At 35.9% G+C, this 17,548-nt stretch carries 16 protein-coding genes, 1 tRNA gene and 1 pseudogene; 9 read left to right on the top strand and 9 right to left on the bottom strand.

What is annotated here, in order from left to right; genetic code table 11:
- Positions 1 to 185, bottom strand: a pseudogene (locus BM146_RS16805) (hypothetical protein); the annotation flags it as partial.
- Positions 186 to 437: 252 nt separating this feature from the next.
- On the opposite strand from BM146_RS16805, the gene BM146_RS20340 reads away from it, so the two are divergent.
- The 5 genes from BM146_RS20340 to BM146_RS16785 all read left to right on the top strand — a co-directional run bounded on the left by BM146_RS20340 (position 438) and on the right by BM146_RS16785 (position 5,902).
- Positions 438 to 1,460 (top strand): glycoside hydrolase family 3 protein, encoded by a 1,023-nt coding sequence (locus BM146_RS20340; RefSeq protein WP_330391857.1) that lies wholly within the window; start codon positions 438 to 440, stop codon positions 1,458 to 1,460.
- A 3-nt stretch (positions 1,461 to 1,463) separates the two neighbouring features.
- The gene (locus BM146_RS20335) at positions 1,464 to 2,846 is read left to right on the top strand and encodes a glycoside hydrolase family 3 N-terminal domain-containing protein (RefSeq protein WP_330391856.1); all 1,383 of its coding nucleotides are present in this window, start codon (positions 1,464 to 1,466) and stop codon (positions 2,844 to 2,846) included.
- A gap of 96 nt (positions 2,847 to 2,942) precedes the next feature.
- Entirely contained in the window at positions 2,943 to 3,992 is a 1,050-nt protein-coding gene (locus BM146_RS16795; RefSeq protein WP_074891569.1) for a substrate-binding domain-containing protein, read from the top strand.
- 22 nt (positions 3,993 to 4,014) lie between these two features.
- Positions 4,015 to 5,565, top strand: coding sequence for a glycosyltransferase family 39 protein (locus tag BM146_RS16790; protein ID WP_074891567.1), 1,551 nt, complete (start codon positions 4,015 to 4,017; stop codon positions 5,563 to 5,565).
- 264 nt (positions 5,566 to 5,829) lie between these two features.
- Positions 5,830 to 5,902 (top strand) — tRNA-Pro (locus tag BM146_RS16785).
- A 107-nt stretch (positions 5,903 to 6,009) separates the two neighbouring features.
- Here the strand turns inward: BM146_RS16785 and BM146_RS16780 are convergent.
- From BM146_RS16780 to BM146_RS16745, 8 genes are all read right to left on the bottom strand, one after another.
- Positions 6,010 to 7,338: a tyrosine-type recombinase/integrase gene (locus BM146_RS16780; RefSeq protein WP_177201721.1), complete on the bottom strand. Its 1,329-nt coding sequence runs from the start codon at positions 7,336 to 7,338 to the stop codon at positions 6,010 to 6,012.
- Between the two features lie 173 nt (positions 7,339 to 7,511).
- A complete protein-coding gene (locus BM146_RS16775; RefSeq protein WP_074891563.1) occupies positions 7,512 to 7,892 on the bottom strand; it encodes a hypothetical protein in 381 nt (126 codons plus the stop codon).
- A 68-nt stretch (positions 7,893 to 7,960) separates the two neighbouring features.
- Entirely contained in the window at positions 7,961 to 8,980 is a 1,020-nt protein-coding gene (locus BM146_RS16770) for a hypothetical protein (RefSeq protein WP_074891561.1), read from the bottom strand.
- 184 nt (positions 8,981 to 9,164) lie between these two features.
- On the bottom strand, positions 9,165 to 9,878 hold the full coding sequence (locus BM146_RS16765; RefSeq protein ID WP_074891559.1) for an FtsK/SpoIIIE domain-containing protein: 714 nt from the start codon (positions 9,876 to 9,878) through the stop codon (positions 9,165 to 9,167).
- Complete coding sequence (locus BM146_RS16760; RefSeq protein WP_074891557.1) at positions 9,875 to 10,459, bottom strand: hypothetical protein; 585 nt, start codon at positions 10,457 to 10,459, stop codon at positions 9,875 to 9,877. Before BM146_RS16760 ends, BM146_RS16765 begins: the two co-directional genes overlap by 4 nt.
- Positions 10,460 to 10,515: 56 nt before the next feature.
- A complete protein-coding gene (locus tag BM146_RS16755) occupies positions 10,516 to 10,890 on the bottom strand; it encodes a hypothetical protein (RefSeq protein WP_074891555.1) in 375 nt (124 codons plus the stop codon).
- 173 nt (positions 10,891 to 11,063) lie between these two features.
- On the bottom strand, positions 11,064 to 11,432 hold the full coding sequence (locus BM146_RS16750; protein WP_074891553.1) for a hypothetical protein: 369 nt from the start codon (positions 11,430 to 11,432) through the stop codon (positions 11,064 to 11,066).
- A 5-nt stretch (positions 11,433 to 11,437) separates the two neighbouring features.
- Complete coding sequence (locus BM146_RS16745) at positions 11,438 to 12,178, bottom strand: hypothetical protein (RefSeq protein WP_074891551.1); 741 nt, start codon at positions 12,176 to 12,178, stop codon at positions 11,438 to 11,440.
- A 327-nt stretch (positions 12,179 to 12,505) separates the two neighbouring features.
- On the opposite strand from BM146_RS16745, the gene BM146_RS16740 reads away from it, so the two are divergent.
- The 4 genes from BM146_RS16740 (at position 12,506) to BM146_RS16725 (ending at position 17,546) form a co-directional block, all read left to right on the top strand.
- On the top strand, positions 12,506 to 13,369 hold the full coding sequence (locus BM146_RS16740) for a hypothetical protein (RefSeq protein ID WP_074891549.1): 864 nt from the start codon (positions 12,506 to 12,508) through the stop codon (positions 13,367 to 13,369).
- 527 nt (positions 13,370 to 13,896) lie between these two features.
- A complete protein-coding gene (locus BM146_RS16735) occupies positions 13,897 to 15,219 on the top strand; it encodes a hypothetical protein (protein WP_074891547.1) in 1,323 nt (440 codons plus the stop codon).
- A gap of 164 nt (positions 15,220 to 15,383) precedes the next feature.
- Positions 15,384 to 16,727, top strand: coding sequence for a zinc-ribbon domain-containing protein (locus BM146_RS16730; protein ID WP_074891545.1), 1,344 nt, complete (start codon positions 15,384 to 15,386; stop codon positions 16,725 to 16,727).
- Positions 16,728 to 16,847: 120 nt separating this feature from the next.
- Positions 16,848 to 17,546: a hypothetical protein gene (locus BM146_RS16725; protein WP_074891544.1), complete on the top strand. Its 699-nt coding sequence runs from the start codon at positions 16,848 to 16,850 to the stop codon at positions 17,544 to 17,546.
- Positions 17,547 to 17,548 lie beyond the last annotated feature (2 nt).

Genomic DNA, 17,548 nt, shown 5'->3' with positions numbered 1-17,548 from the left:
TTTTGATAAGGGCTGTTCTTTCTACATCTTCCGTCAGTGGGCTTTATTTCTCCGGTCTCCGGATCAACTCTGCCAATTAAAGTCCGTTTGCACCTTGGCATCTTTGTTTCCTTATCCCAATAAGACTTGGATTCATAAGCATAAGTAATGCCTGATCGCTTGTCAGTTTGATACACAATAGACATAATTAACCTCCTTAGATAGATATGTGTATATCATAACGCATATCTATCTATGATGCAATAAAAAATGCTGAAAAACTCAGTATTTTTCTGCGTTTTTCAGCATTTGTTTATAGGATTATTTAGGTATGCGTTCAGGAGTGCCTGGCTAACAACTGAATTGTAACAAAAAATGAGCTGTATGAGGCTCTTTTTTTATGTGAACTATGGTAAATTATAAATGGGATTAAAAATGTATATTTGGAGGGACTTAGGATGAGAAAATGGGCAAGGCTGCTATATCAGCCCGGGATACCATTATATGGGGATACCAGAATAACTGGAAGCAAAGAACATGTTGCAATATCCAGAGAAGCTGCATGTGAAGGGATAGTTCTTTTGAAAAACAATGGAACACTTCCTCTTTCAGGTAAAGAAAAAGTGGCACTTATAGGAAAGGCGTCTGTTGACTATGTTAAAGGTGGCGGTGGTTCAGGAGATGTTTTTTGCAAATATATTCATTCGCTTTATGATGGAATTAAACTAAAAAACATATCAGTATACGAGCCTCTTATCAGATTCTACAAGGATGAACTTGATAAGCAGTACAAGGATGGACTTGCGCCGGGAATGACAAAAGAAGTTAAGATTCCGGATAATCTTCTTGAAGGAGCAAAGTCTTTTACTGATACTGCAATTGTTGTATTAAACAGATTTTCGGGAGAGGGCTGGGATAGAAGCAGCATAGAATGCAATAACGAGTATAATCCATGGCCTTCTGAAACATCAATGCCAAAGGTTTCAGGGCAGATTTTTCCGGATGGTGATTTCTATCTTACATCAGAAGAAAAAGAAATGGTTGATACTGCATGCGCATGCTTTGAAAAAGTCATCGTTGTCCTCAACATTGGCGGTATCATAGATCTTAGATGGGCAAAAGAAAATCCAAAGATCGATGCAGTTCTTTTCATTGGGCAAGGCGGAATGGAAGGCGGCGATGCTGCTGCAGATGTCATATTTGGAAAAGTAAATCCATCAGGCAGATTAGCGGATACTTTTGCAGGAACGCTAGAGGACTACCCTTCTACGGAAAAGTTCAACGAATCCTTTGATTATGTTGATTACAATGAGGATATTTACGTAGGATACCGCTATTTTGAAACAATACCTGATGCGGATAAAAAGGTAGTATATCCTTTCGGATACGGACTTTCTTATACTGATTTCAATATTAAAGTGGTTGGTGCAGCTTATAGCGATGAAGAAATTGTATTTACAATAAAGGTTACAAATACATGAAAAGTGGTTGGTAAAGAGGTTGTACAGCTCTATTACAGTGCACCTCAGGGACTTTTGGGCAAGCCGAAAAAGGCTCTTGGAGATTTTGAAAAGACAAAAGAGCTTTTGCCTTTTGAGAGCCAGATTCTGACATTAAGGGTAAGTGAATATGAATTGTCGTCTTATGATGATCTGGGAAAAATAAGTGAAGCGGCATATGTTCTTGAGAAGGGAACATATGAGTTTTATATTGGAGCCAATGTAAGGGATGCCAAAAAGACAGAGTTCTCGTACGAGAACCCTGCTGATAAAGTTATAGTTCAGTTGAGCCATAAGGTTGCGCCTGTTTCATTAAAGGAGAGGATGCTCTCTGACGGAAGCTATGAAATGCTTCCGTTGGGTGAAGATAGGGACATCAATGAATGTGCTTTTGAAAAAATGAAGGCGGGGACAGAAGAAGCGCTTCTTCCGGCACAAAAGGGTTTTCCTATACGATCATTTGTAAATCCATATAAGGAGGGCGCAAGGTCTTTTGATGAGGTGGCAGAAGGAAAGGTAACACTCGATGAGTTTATAAGTCAGTTGTCTGATGACGAACTTATGGATTTGGTTGGAGGACAGCCTAATGTGGGCGTTTCTAACACATTCAGTTTTGGTAATATGCCGGATTATGGTGTCCCAAGCGCTGCTACGGCGGATGGTCCTGCAGGAGTGAGAATAGCAGCAGAAACCGGAGTTTTGACGACGGCATTTCCATGCGCTACAACAATTGCTTGCACCTGGAACAAAGAAATTGCTGAAAAGATCGGCTTTGCAGGCGGAGAAGAAATTAAAGAGAACAATTTAAGTGTATGGCTTACACCGGCTATAAATATTCATAGAAATCCTATGTGTGGCAGAAATTTCGAGTATTATTCTGAAGATCCGTATCTTACAGGAAAGATGGCGGCTTTTCTTGTTTGTGGTATTCAGAAGAACCATGTAGGTGCAAGTGTTAAACATTTTGCCTGCAATAATAAGGAGACCAATAGAAAACATGCTGATTCAAGGGTTTCAGAAAGAGCACTTCGTGAGATTTACTTAAGAGCATTTGAAATTGTTGTCAAAGAAGCACAGCCTTATACCATAATGTCTTCTTATAATGCAGTAAATGGTTACAGGGCTTCTGAAAATAAAGAACTTTTGACAGGAATCCTTCGTGACGAATGGCACTTTGAAGGCCTTGTTACATCTGACTGGTGGACGAGGGGAGAACATTACAAGGAATTAAATGCCGGAAATGATCTTAAGATGGGAAATGGATTCCCGGACAGATTGAGGAAGGCTATGGATATGGGAGTGTTAAGGCGCGATGCGCTTGAAACAAGTGCAAAAAGAATTCTTAGAACAATTCTTAAGTTTGACTGATTTACAATAATATTATAGAGGAATAAAAAAAGAGTCGGTTTCGGCTCTTTTTTGGTATAATATCTTTGGATTTTTCTGTTTGGAGGGAATTGTTTTATGAAAAGAAGACTGATAAGTCTTTTTATGACAGTCATGGTCGTTACCTGTTTCATGACTGCTTGTGATGTTAAGACTTCTCAAAATGGAAATACTGAGATTAGCGCTGAAAGCGGCGATGTTCTTTCTGGCAAGAAGATTGGCGTATGCATTTACCAATTTGCAGATAATTATATGGCTTTGTTTAGGGATGAATTAAAGAAAAGTCTCGAAGAGCAGGGCATTTCAGAAGATAATATCATAATTATGGATAGCCTTAATAACCATGATACCCAGGTCAATCAGGTAAAAGAGCTGATAAAGGATGGAGTGGATGTACTTATAGTCAATCCTGTTAATCCTTCTTTTGCAAAAGATATTACTGATCTGGCTGTACAGGCAGAAATACCGCTTGTATATGTGAACAGGGAGCCTGACGGTGATGAAGAAGACAGATGGGTTGATAATGATTATCATGTTTCATATGTTGGATGCGATGCGCGCCAGTCGGGTACTTATCAAGGCGAAATCATAGAAGCTTTGGGATTTGATACTGTCGATTTAAATGGTGACGGCAAGATACAGTATTACATGATCGAAGGTGATCCTGAAAATATTGACTCCCAGTACAGAACAGAGTATTCTATCAGAACCTTGAAAGATGCTGCGTGGCAGTTGGACTGCGTGGGAGATGAAGTGGGCAACTGGCACCAGGAGACGGCAAGACAGCTCATGGCTAAGGCTTTGGAAGAAGATAAGGATATAGAGGTAGTCTTTTGTAATAATGATGCTATGGCATTAGGAGCTTTAGAGGCAATAGAGGCCGATGGCAGGACTGTAGGTCAGGATATTTTTCTTGTTGGCGTTGATGCTCTTGAAGAAGCCGTAGAATATGTTATTGACGGACGTATTACAGGTACTGTTTTTAATGACTATATTTCTCAGTCACATTCTGCTGCAGACACGGCCATAAACTATATCAAAATGGAAAAAGTTGAACATTATGTAGGGTGTCACTATGTTAAGGTAACAACCAAGAATGCGCAGGAAATACTGGACAAATTAAAGTAAAAAGAAATTTGGGGATTTTGTAATGATTTTATCTGAAAAAGTTTATAGAAAATCAGTGCTTATCATTGTTTTAATGGCACTTTTGGTGGCTGTTCTTCAGGGCAACCCATATACTTCGGTGGCTTTTGGTGCGGACAGACAGCCGCAGATAGCAGCTTTCTTTGCAATTTCTTTGCTGTTTGCAGGTTTATTTGTTTCATCATATATTTCGGGGAAACTATCCACAGAACGAAAGATTCTCTGGATGGTATTTTTTGGAACACTAATGAGAACATTTTACGTTCTTTTTAATGATATTTGGACTCTTCAAAATGATGGCGGTACTTTCACCGGATTTGGCACATCTGATATAAATAACGGACATATCGGATACATTGAATATATTTATAAGTTTTTCCACTTGCCGGATATGAATCCCTATGATCATTTTGGCTACTATCATCCACCGCTTCATCATATAATAGAGGCTGTCTGGCTGACTGTTCAGAGACTTATAGGTGTTCCGGAAGCACTTGCTTTTGAAAATCTACAGGTGCCGACACTTATTTATTCAAGCTTGTGTATAGTTGTGATGCTTCATATTTTGGAAGAGTGTAAAGTTTCAGAAAAAGGTATCTGCTTTGGTATGGCTCTTTTTGCTTTTCATCCAAGGATGATGGTACTTGCTGGTTCTGTTAACAATGACATTTTAGCGTTGCTTCTTTTGCTGACAACTATCTGGAGAACACTGGTCTGGATTAGGGAAAAGAGCTACATAAACATCGTACTCATTGCACTTTCTCTTGGCTTTGGCATGGTAAGTAAGCTTAATACAGCTATCTGCGCGTTCTCAATTGCACTAGTTTTTTTGTGCTATCTTATCTGGTGCATAAGAGAGGGAAACCTTATAGAACTTAGGGACTGCATTTTGGAATATCTGCTCTTTGGAGTGATAGTTATTCCCCTTGGACTTTCATATATTATCAGGAATCTTATTCTCTTTGGAGAAAAGCCGGGTATACCATCGCCGGCCCTTATTCCAAGTGAATCAGTGATGTATACCGGAGCTTATTCTGTTTGGTCAATAATAGGTATTCCAGGCATGGCAGATCTTCATGTGGAATTTCCATTCCACCCGATAAGTGCTGCATCAATCCACAATTCATGGGTCATCCTTTTTCAGACAGGTCTTTTTGCTGAGGCTTTTCCTGCTGAGATAAATGATTACCTGCTTGCTTTTGCACAAATTGCTTATGTTGCTTCCATAATAGCTGCGCTTATTACATCCATAGTATTTTTTGTTTGCTATTTTGCTGAATATAAGGAATCTGGAACTAAACTTCGTACCACATTTGTAGTGTTTACTTATATATTCATGATCATAAGCTATAGTCTTTTTGTATTTAAGTATCCGTATACCTGTAGCAGTGACTTCAGATATATGACAGCTTCACTGGTATTTACTTCGCTTGGGCTTGTGAAGATTCAGGAAGGCTTTAAGTGTGTCAATGTGCTTCGATTTATCACCAACACTGCAGTTGTTTTAACACTTGTATGCTCATCAGTGGTGTATATGTTCTGGGATCTGCACTGAATCACCGGGATGCAGGTGACTTCTCGTTGGCTGATTGATTGTTACTGTTCACTCGCATACAGCTCGCTCCAGTAACCACTTCGCGCATTCATTCCAAATCGACTTCGTCGATGGAATGCGCTCACTCCCGTATCAAGTTCTCACGAAATGCGCAGCTTAGTGCGCATTTCTGTCTGAATAGTAACGATTGATTTTCAGTTTTCAATAAACGAAATAAAAAAGGTTGATTTTATATTTTGGTCGTTATATAATGGAGAACGTCGTCGGGGTGTGGCTCAGTTGGTAGAGCACTATCTTAGGGAGGTAGGGGCCGCGTGTTCGAATCACGTCACTCCGATTGAATTGAGAGGCTACAAGTTCAGTATTTAACTGGCTTGTAGCCTTTTTGCTTGTTTAAAATAAGTGGTTCCTAAGTGGTTCCTACGAAAGGCTTAACCATGCGGGTTAGCCAAAAACCTTTTCCCATCGTTCGTCTGCAACCGCTTCATTACTAGCATTTCGAATATAATGAAGTGTTGTGGATTTACACCTATGACCACTATTGTGTTGTATGGTAGGTAAATCTATGCCAGCTTTAGCTTGCTCTGTTACTGCATAAAACCTTATCTTGTGACTGCTAAGATACCTTATGCCAGCTTTTTCACAATAATTCTTTAGGCGTTCATTGAATTTATTGGTCTTAACAGTTGTTCCTGCTTGATTAGTAAGAATAAATTCACTATTACCGCTTAGAAGCTTGAGCTGTGATAATATGTTTTTTGCAGTCTTTGAAACAGGTAGCCATCTGTCGCCATCTTCGCCTGATTTGGTATAATCAAGCTCTAACTGGCACCATTTACCATTTTCATCTTTTCGGTCAACAATTTGGTTGTGAATGTATATTTGTCCCTTTTGTTCATCGTAATCAGTCCAACGAAGCGCTTTCAGTTCCCCAATTCTTATATCTAGGCAGAACATCAGCATTATTCCAAGAGTGTATACATTTTGTGGAATTGATTGTAGGTAAATGAACAGCTTTTCTCTTTCTTCAGGTGTATATACTTTATTCTTATTATTTACAATCTTACATTTAAGACTCTTTGTTGAAACTGTTTTGGCAGTATTAACACTGATGATGTCGTTTACAACGGCGTAATCATAAAGCATATTCATAATGCCTTTAATATTTCCAAGTTCTGCTCTTGAAATAGCTCGTCCTGCGGTGAAACCCTTGTAGAACATAAACATCTTATTGGCGGTTATCTTTGAAATGGGAATATCAATAATGGGGTTACCGTCATAGTACTTGTTCCAGGTATTTACATTTCTATCGTAAGTCTTTGAAGATACATCAGCATCAGCTTTTCTTTCTGCTAACCATAAAACAAAGAGAGCTCTTAATGTTGAGTTTTCCAAGTCTCCATAAAGGTACTTGTGCAACTTATGCCACATTTGTAATTCAGTTGAAGCAAATTGTGGGGCAGGACGGTCTCCTACAATGAGTGCTTTTGGAACTCTTGCTTTGTATTGATTTTTTGAGGGACAATAATATACAATTTTCGACGTGTCCCTTACATAGGGAACAAATTTCGCTATTACCTCTTTCTTTAGTTTATTTAGTGTCATTTCGTAGATTGCGGCATCCTTTGAGTTAATAGTACCTCCATCAATTAAATCAAACAATGTCATTTTCTCATCATCTGAAAATGTCTTAAATATAATCTGTGACAATATAATATCTTTGGTTCTTAATTTTTTTATTATCATTTTCCTTTTTGGGAAAATAATAGCCAAATCTCTAAATTGCGTATCTATGGCTTTACGCAGCCTTTTATCAGTGTTTGTAGAGTGTTCAGTGTGTTCAAAGTGTTGTCCTTCTGCGCTCGGACAGCGAGTGTTCAGAGTTATTATAGTGTGTTCAGTTTGTTTGACGCATTATTTCCACTCCTTTCTCAAAAATTTTGTATTTAATCATTATTTTGTAAATCTTTTTCATATTTCTTCAAATCAGAATAAAGAATACTAAAAACATGCCTTACATCGTTAGCGGTCTCAATTTGAAAACCGTATTCTTGAGCTAAAACATCCAATGAAAACTGCTTTATTTGGAATAGCAAATCATTCTTTTTTTCATTTTCAAGCTCTATTGGTATTGGCGGTTCCATATCTTCTAAGGCTTTTCTTTCAGCCTCCAATTCCTCTGCAACGTCTTTATTTACCATAATTAATAATTGGTCTAGGTCTTGCGTTGTTCTAATAGGATAGCGATACCCGGCCATTTTTGATAATTCATCCAAAGTGATAGAACCTAATGTCTTATCACAATCAACGAAACATGTATAATCCATGAAAAACCTCCCTTTAATGCCAAAAATCTGCGCCATCACCTTTGTAAATAATAAACATAATTTGTACCTCACTTTCTTTTTGTATTATTTGTATTTATAGACGTTGGGAGAGAAGAAATTTGTGCAGTATTAGTGTTGTACAAATATTCTTTGGCGGAGTTATGCACAGTTCTATTTCCCTCAGTGTCATAAATAACGACTTTGTTTATCCTTCTTATAAAGGCATTCCAAGACTCTCTATCATTATCTTGAATGCTTTTGAATTGAGACTCTAAAGGCCAATTGGATATGATATAGATTTTGTTATAACAAGCGAACTTGTTCGTGTATCTGCTGGGAAGCTCAATAGGGTATATATCACAATATAGCAGCATCAGCTTAAGTGGAATGCTGTCCCTAAATTCATCAAAACAGATAATAGATTGACAATTATAACCGTCAAATGGATTTCTATAGTCGGTAACCCTATATACATTAGAGTATCCGTTGCTTTCATACACACCACGTGTCTTTCCGACTCCAGTCGGACCGCTAAGATAAATAACTTCAAGGTCCAATCTAACTGTATCCTTGTATTTTTCAGTTAGTATCGTTGTCCGGAGCTTATCAAGTTTATCAATCTGCAGTATATAATCCTGATTAGTATCGATTATTTCTGCATTTGTCATACCTGAGAGTACCATTTGATATAGTTCTGACATGTCGTCTCGTCTACCTGCATCTGCAGGACGGGTACCATGCTCTTCAAATGTGCCTTCTACTGTGGTTTCAGCCTTTTTGCTATTAGTCCATTTTCCTTCTTTTTTTATGTATTTTATTACGTCTGATATTGAGCCTTTGACCACGTCAATATGTGCAGATGGAAAGTACTTTTTTATCATCGATATGCGGACTCTAGAACTAAAACAGATTAGTATATGGGTATGGTATGTGCCATTTTCGCCAATTTCGTCCATCATAGCCAAATATACAAAAGTTCTGAAATTTAAAATCAAAATATCTTTGATATTAGCATGTGTCATTCCATGATTTAGGGGATTATTAATTGTTAAAAAGTAGTATTTTACTTGTATTTCTTTGGTTTTCATCCATATTTGCCTCTTTCTTGTGCAACTTGTGAAATGAGGTGCACGAGAGTTGAAATGTATATTTTAATGAATTAAATTATGTTCTGTTTGTCCACGTGGGTAATACTACCCACGTGGACGCCTATGGCTTACGTGGCTATTGGTAGAGGCTTAGGGCTTGACGCCCACGCCTCCCCCAATAGCTTTATTTACCATATTTCTTTCCGTTTTGAATAAGTAATTCCTTAAGCAACTTAGGTTCTTCAATATAGGGTATTTGAATTATTTCCAATTCTTTTTCTTGAAGGGATATATAACCGCAAAATCTAGGTAAATGCTGACTTTTATCTATATCAGTATTCGGAAATAACATAGTTGCAGACTCTGTGGAGATTGTAGACCCCATATAAATCTTTATGCCAAATTGCTCTCTGATTGCCGTATCAAGTACTTTTGCATTAAACTGTTGACTTATAAATATCAAATGATACCCAAAGGACCTTCCCATAAAAGCAATATGTGATACTTTCCCCATCATGTCCTTAAAGTCTTTTGCATCTTTGGATAAAGCATAGGAACTGAATTCGTCGAATATTAAATAGCTTTCTTTATGACCTTTTTCTGATATGGTTTTGCAGAAATCTTCATAAAAATCATTTAAAATTGCATCACAATCAATATACTCCGCATATTTGGTAACTATTCCGTCCCAGTCACCACCTGACTTAAAATCTGCCAGATAAATCTGACACTTTTCTTTAAGTATCTGATTTACAAGTGTTTGAGAGAGCACGGTCTTACCACCGCCAGTAATTCCACTGATTAAAAGATGTGGAACCTTTTCTGTGTCCCATATAATAGGTTCTTTTATGCCATCTTCTGCCCATGATTTATGAACAAATGCAATTCTTATTTTCATGATTTTTTTAGCTTCTTTATTTCAGTGTCTAGGTCTTCATCTCTTAAATGGCCAAAGTCTGAACTGTTCTTTTCTCTCAATACTTCTTGGTATTTAGTCATAAGTGGCTTCATATCTTCTTGGAATTCACCGTAATAGATTATTATTTGTACAAAGTTTTCACTTTGAGTATAAGTCGGAAAGCATCGCCACCCTAAACCTCTTGAAGTGTAGTATCTACGAAACTTTAATTTCAAACGCTCACTTAATGTAGCTATATCCTCAGTCTCCATTTTTTGAGAAGGAACAAACTCTATACTTATCAAAGGAATGTTGTTAAAACCACAAATTGTATCTATATCCATTCCGGGAGCAGAGAAAGGTTCTACTATTGCTTTCAATTCGGTTGATAATCCTGGGTCAAAAATATGTCTTTCCCGTGGTTTATCCAATAAGCCCTTGATTATTGCTAAGATATCCATCTTTAATTGATAAGCGTTTGCCCTGAGAGAATTTTGTGAATGCTGAGTATATTCAACGAGCATCCCAATTGTTACTAAAAATATAAGGCTCAGAACAATTATCATAAAATTTCTAAACATATTTTTTCCTCGTTTGAGGAAGATAGGATAGCAGTCCTATCCTCCTCATAGTCACATTACTGCTTTCCGCTAGTTACAAGCTTTGCTGATGGTGCTGAAATGCTAAGTGTTGCGCTTCCGAATTCCACCTTCCAAGGCTTGACTTGAACTTGTTCTAAAGGAAGCTCAATCATACATGGAGTATCCTTTGTCTCCAATTCCTCAGGAGTAATAATAGGCTTACCTTCGACTTTGACAGTAAATGTAGAATAATTTACAGGGTCTACACAATCATAGCGAGTAGACTCGATTGTGTCTGTTGCGTTACCCTCGGAGTCCTGTTTGTAAGAAACTCTTACCCCTCTGATAATTGCTTTTAAGGGGAGCAAACCTACTGCGCTTACATTTAAATCTGCTACTTTAACTTTGTTGTCATTTACAATCACTCTCATTGCATAATACCTTTACCTTTCTGGCCCAATGGACCAACACAATTAATTGTTCAAGGCTGAAATCATCAACCTAATATATATTATTTCTATCTGAAATTTTTAAAAACTTCGCAAATATAGGCAGAAGTAAAACTGAAGTAGTGGACAATCCAACAAAAAAATTCTTAACATATCTAAAAGTAACAGATACCATTTTCGACTCGTAAGACGCCTTCGCGAATTAAATAGTTTTTAAAATACTTGATAGAATTTCTGATATTACTATCCTTTTTTGCGGCCTTACCGATTTCTCTAAGAATATTATTACGTGCAGTTGTAAGAACATTTGCATAAGTAATACAAGTGTTTTTGACCAATGGGTCGCTATCAAATTTACAAAGATTGTTCTCAAGATATTTAATTATTTCATTTAATGCGTATCCGCCACACATTGGAGTTATCTCAAAATTGTAGTAGCGAAAGTAGTAGTTTACGCCTTGGGTGAAAATTTCAAACTTATCTAAAATAAGTACTATTGTTCCGAAATCAATTTTTTCATTCATAACTATCAGCCTCCATTGTCTTCAGTAAGAAACGCTGGATTAAATCTAAAGTGGCAGAGAGGGTAGTACTTGGAAACATCTATTCTTTGCATTGGATTTTTTGTGCATATGTCCCTTTCCACACCAAAACGAAACAGCATTTTATAAAATCGCAGGATACATTTGAGTCTCTTGAGCCTCATTTCGTAGCCTAACAATTCTGTTGTGAAGAAATTGTCTAGCTCTTTTGCTTTAATTTTGGATAGTTTCATGAATTTCAGCTCATCTGGTAAATAGTTATAAAATCCACAATACTGCTCAATAGTTCTTTTACTTCGATGTTCGTGATAGTATTGAAATGTGCAGAATTCCACAAAGAGGTCTTCCAAATCGAAAAGAGCATCCTTAAAGTTTACACACATATAGAAGTCTAATTTATATGAAAGATTATATTTTTGGATATAACTGCACCATAATTCCGCATGTTCATCTAAAAAACCAGCTACAGTTTCTTGAAATCTAAAGGCAATCAATTGCAGATTACCACCTTCGATAAGTTCTTCCATTGGTCTTTCAGTTATTGATGCCAAATATAATGTGTATTTTTCTTTTGCATCTTCAATTGATTTCATATTACTAATGCCATGTTTATTGCAGTAAGTTTCTGCAATAATATCTGCAGTTCCATCAAAATCCCAAAAAATATAGGGCTCATCAAGTGTATACTTAAATTGTTCCATTTCTTTATATAGTTCTTCGTATCTCATCTTTTAGTTACCTTTCTTTATTTATTAAAATTTTTTGATTACCATACTTTTTCAACTTTTGTAAATCCCCATTTTCATTTACGCTTTTCTTATAAGCCTTTAACCCTTCTATGTTTATCATTGTCTAATCTCATTTTCTATAATCTACGCTGTTCATCTGATTAGAATTAAAAAGATAGCTTGAGATTAAAACTGTTGTTGAGAATAATCTAACACAGAGAAAATAAATTGTCAACACTAAAATTAAAAATAATTTTCAAAATAATGTTAAATTGACAAAATAAGCTCAATATGGCATAATAATTGAAGAAAGGAAGGTCTAATGTTATGAGCAATGAAGAGTGCAATCCACGTAAGAGCGGTCTGAATATTGACCTTATTCAAGATGATAAGAAAAGAGAGATTGCTAAGATTGTAAAGCAATTCTTGGATGCGAAACACTATACTATTAGGAAATTTGCAGAAATAGACCCACCAATTAGCCTTTCAACCGCCAACAATCTAATGTCTCCTGCTTATGGTAGTGCCCCAACTCCTAAGATTTTAAGGAAGATAGCAAGAAAAATAGCAAATGAGTCACAAGACGTTAATGCAGAAGATATATATAAGGAAATGTTAAAGATTATTGGTGAGGATGAAGCAAAATACCCATTTAATGAAGAAGCAAAGAATGTTGATGGTCCTAAGATAACTGAAAGCGAAATTCGGAATCTACTGATGGAAAAAATCTCTACTTTATTATTAGAGAATAATCTTAGTGCTTCATATAAGGCTGAAAGTAGTATCAGAACCCAGAGGATTAAAAAAATCTTTAAGGGAAAAGATACAGAGAATATATTTTACCCTAATATAAGATATGATTTTATTGCTACTATAAAAGGTCCATCAGAATTGCCAATTGATACCTGGCTTTTTAATATTACCCAAGATACTGTATTTTTGGGGCAAAGACTGCCTAATCTCTTCTATAATGTAATGATTGATGCTACACCAAAGACCAAGTTTAGTATCATTACTACTAAAGAAAGTGTATATGAAGAGCTTATTATGCGCTTAAAGTTGGGATTTACCGCTTTTAATGCTTATGTATCAGTTGTGCTTATTGGAGAAGATACTTTTAAGGAAACATATATAGATACTGCCAAGGAACCTAAAGACTTAGATAAGGTTGGGTTATCGATTACCCCTTAATAGATTTTTACCCTTTGAGAGTGGGAAAAGGCTTACAATTAAAGGCTTTTACCCTATATCTATAGTAAAACCAAACTAAACTTCGTAAACTATCTCTAATATTATAATAGTATCTGAATATTCAGAAAAAAAATCTAAACATAAATTTTAACAACTGAAGTAAATTAATTAATATTAATAGGGGCTGCAATTTTGAGCAAAGCATTGGTACTATTGAGTTTGCTGAGCGCAATGTAAAATTTTGTTTACAATGATACATCGTTGATTTATTTATGAGGTTATCAATGTTCGTTTGTTTATGATAAAACTACTTTTATGAGGTAGAATAATGGTTTTTATGGTAAATTTGATTTGAAACTTGATATTGAAGACTTATACTTATTTGGATTTTTTGATTGATTTTGCCACAGATTTTATTAAGAGTATAAATAAAACTCTAGTAATACTGTTCCTAATAACAGTGTTTCAAATGATGTTGGTTATAAATTATTGGGATTTTGGCATGGGGTATATTAGGAGGAAGATTTATGGCATTTAACAGAGTACGTAAGATGTTAGGAATATCAGCAGTAGTAATAGCTTGTGGTACAGTAATGTTCACATTCACATCATGTGGACAAGCTAATACTCAGGAGCCAACAGCGGTAATTCAAGAGGCTGAAACGGAACAGACCGAAGATAATAACGGTGGTAATGTAATTGAAGATGTAGACTTTAACCAAGAAGAGGCAGAAGCTACCACAACAAAGGATATAACAGTATTCTACGACCAGTCCGCAACAGAAGCAGATAACCTGACAATAACAGACGGAAATCAGGCAGATGTTGTAATTAAAGACTATGTAGCACCTATCTTTTATCCATACATGGAAAACCTCGGATATGAGTATACTTTCAACGAGGAAGAGGGTAGCTTATACCTTGGCGAGCGTTTAATTTCAGACAATGTAGAGGTTACAGAGGATGGAAAACTTAACGTCCGTGACTATATGCTTGAAAGTTCTATCCCGGTTGTTAAGTATGTTCGTACTTCTGAAAATGAGGTTGAAGCAAGATATATCACAATGGTTCCTATAGAGAGCCACATGGTTTCGGGTATAACCTTTGTCATGGAAAAGAATGATGAAGGAAACTATACAATGACGGGTATGCTTGGAGTATTTGGTGAAGATATTACAAAACTCCCTGCATGGGAAGGAACATTTGATGGTTGGTCAATGGAAGTTGGTGGTGATGTAATCTTTTCTGCGGGTGACTCCGTGAAGATTGGTGACTCAATGAATTTATATCCTCACTTCCAAGACCGTGAAATCAATATTCTTGCTGACGAAGATGGAAGAGTACCAAGTGGTCAGATTGAAGAAATTGACGGATTACAGGTACTCAGAATTGTACATATTTTCAAATATGCGGAAGATAAGGACGGCAACCAGACTACAGTTGCAGCATACGCCTTAGACGGTCTTAACGTTGACGCAGATACAGTAAAGAATACAGATGGTTCAGCTATTGATAAGGAAAAAGTAAAAGAGCAACAGAAGGACGAAGTAAAAGAGGCAGAAGAAAAGAAGAAAGCCGAAGAAGAGCAGAAGAAGAAAGAAGAAGAAACCAAGAAGAAACAGGAAGAGAGTAAGAAGGCAGAACAGCAATCAGGTGGCGGTTCAGGAAACGGTGGTGGTTCGTCATCACAGAAGCCAAGCGGTAATTCAGGTCAGAGTGGAAACAATGTAAGTAATGAAACACCATCAAATGATACATCTTCTGGTGCTGCTGCTTGGGGCTTTGGTGGCGGTTCGGTAGATACCTCCGATTGGGGAAACAGAACAGGTAGTGGAGCTGGTGGAGAATAATTTAAAAGTTGTAGTATAAGCTGACTGTTTAAATTAAGGACTTTGTTATACACAAAGTCCTTTCTTTATGTAAACATAGAAGGTTACGTTAGTTGTTTAGATAGAGCAACATATATTTTAGATAATTTTATACTTCTATATGAAAATTACGGAGGTATGAGATTATGCCAAGTGGTACACCAATTTTAGGTAAAACCGACCTTTTAAGTCAGGAAACTGAATTAGTAGCAACTTATTGGGATTATAAGAATAATAAGAAAAAACCAGAGCAAGTACATTATAGAAGTGGAACAAAGTATTATTGGTTATGCCCTAAATGTGGTAAGTCTTATTTAGCAAGAGTTGTAGATAGGGTTGTAAGAACAACACCTCTATGTAATGATTGTGCTGGTTGGAAATCTAAAAAGAGTAATAAGACAGTAAGAGACGTACTTAAAAATATTAATATAGTTTGGGATTATGCAAATAATAGTAAAAGACCAGAAGAATGCTCTTATCAGAGTAGTGAGCCTGCAAATTGGATATGTGCAAAATGCGGTCATCATTATCCAATGAGGATTCAAGATAGGGTGCGGAAAGGAGATAAATATACTTGTCCTATATGCACTAATAGGGAATTAAAAATAGGGGTTAATGATTTTGTTACTGTGTGCAAAAAGAAGGGTATAACTGCTTATAAGGATTGGGATTATGAGAAAAACGGTGATAAAAGACCAGAAAACTATTTCCCAAATTATGAGAAAGAAAAGTTTTATTGGCATTGTAATAATACTACCAAATATAGACCACATTCTTATCGTATGACTATATCAGCAAGATATTATGGTCAAGGATGTAATATATGTGCAAATAGGGAGTTGTTACAAGGAGTGAATGACCTTTTTACTGTATGTAACGATAGAGGGCTTGATTTAGTTGAAGATTGGGACTATGAAAACAATGGAGACAAAACACCTTATAATACAATAGCTGGTGGAAGAACAGAAATAAATTGGGTATGTCATAAATGTGGACATCATTGGACGCAATCTATACATAATAGATTACGGGGTTATGGATGCCCTGCATGTAATACATCAAGAGCAGAAAAGTTAATTCAGTGTATTTTAAAGAAATGGAAAATTCCTTTTAAAATTGAGTATTCATTTACAGATAATATAACGCCATATCCTTTTGATTTTTATATACCGTCACAGAGGATATTAATTGAATATGACGGTATACAACATTTTAAGCCTATTCCATTTTTTAATAAGTCTATACCCTTTAGAGAAAGGGTACGTAGGGATAATGTAAAGAATGCTTGTACTTTTAATGAGGGTTATTCTTTATTAAGAATACCTTATATTTATGCCCCAGAGGATAATAAAGAGGATATAGCTAAACTCATAGCAGATTTCATAAAAACCAAGAAGATACCCCAAGAAATAATAGACTTTTACGCCAAGTACGAATTCAGTAATTATGCACCTTTAGCGAGAAAATGGAATGAGACAACAGGGGATTGAACCCTTTTATCTAGTAAGTTGTTACTCTTTCATTGAAGAGTTAAAATACTATTAAATAAAGGGTATGTCTATTTATAAGGTCTTTTGTGATTGATATAATTAAGAAAAGAGAGCATATTGATGAAAGATAATACGTCCTTACAAACTTATAAGAATTATACAAATGGTGTATTTGATAGAGATAAAGCAATATTAAATGCGAAAAAAGCTAAGTGCGAGATAATTACAACTGAAACAATTTTGAATGTACCTATACCACAAGATTTTTTTGGTGAGTATAGTTGGCTAAATGATATTATTAAAAGTACAAGTATAGTTACTTTAAGTGAGTCACGAGGAAGAACAGATGATTATACATACGGTGAAGTTGGTCATGCAATTATTATAAAAGATGCTAACATATATAATCGAATTATTTGTGACCCTGTATTTGGAAAATATAAGGAAGTTATGTTAATTAATGGTTCTTTGGTAATGACCTTAAGGGAACATTATAAAAATATACAAGGTGCCTTAATTTGTGTACATAATCATCCGGGTAATAGTTCTTTTTCATATAATGATATTGTGCATTTGTTAAGTTGTGTTGAGGTGGGTGCTATTGCAGTTGTGGGAAACACTAGTTGGTTGTATGTATTAAGTAAAAATACATTAAATGTACAGTATTATAAGAAAATAGCTTCTAATATGAGAAGAGAATTTGCAAAACGAATAGGCTTGTCTCTTAATGAAGACCAAGTCAAGCATGAAATAGCTAAAAATTTTTTAGAAAATTGTAATAACAATGGATTTACGTATAGTAAGTACAAAAGGAGATAGAT

The organism is Butyrivibrio proteoclasticus (genome assembly GCF_900115735.1).
GTDB classification, from domain to species: domain Bacteria; phylum Bacillota; class Clostridia; order Lachnospirales; family Lachnospiraceae; genus Butyrivibrio; species Butyrivibrio proteoclasticus_B.
This window is presented reverse-complemented; position numbering and strand designations above follow the sequence as displayed.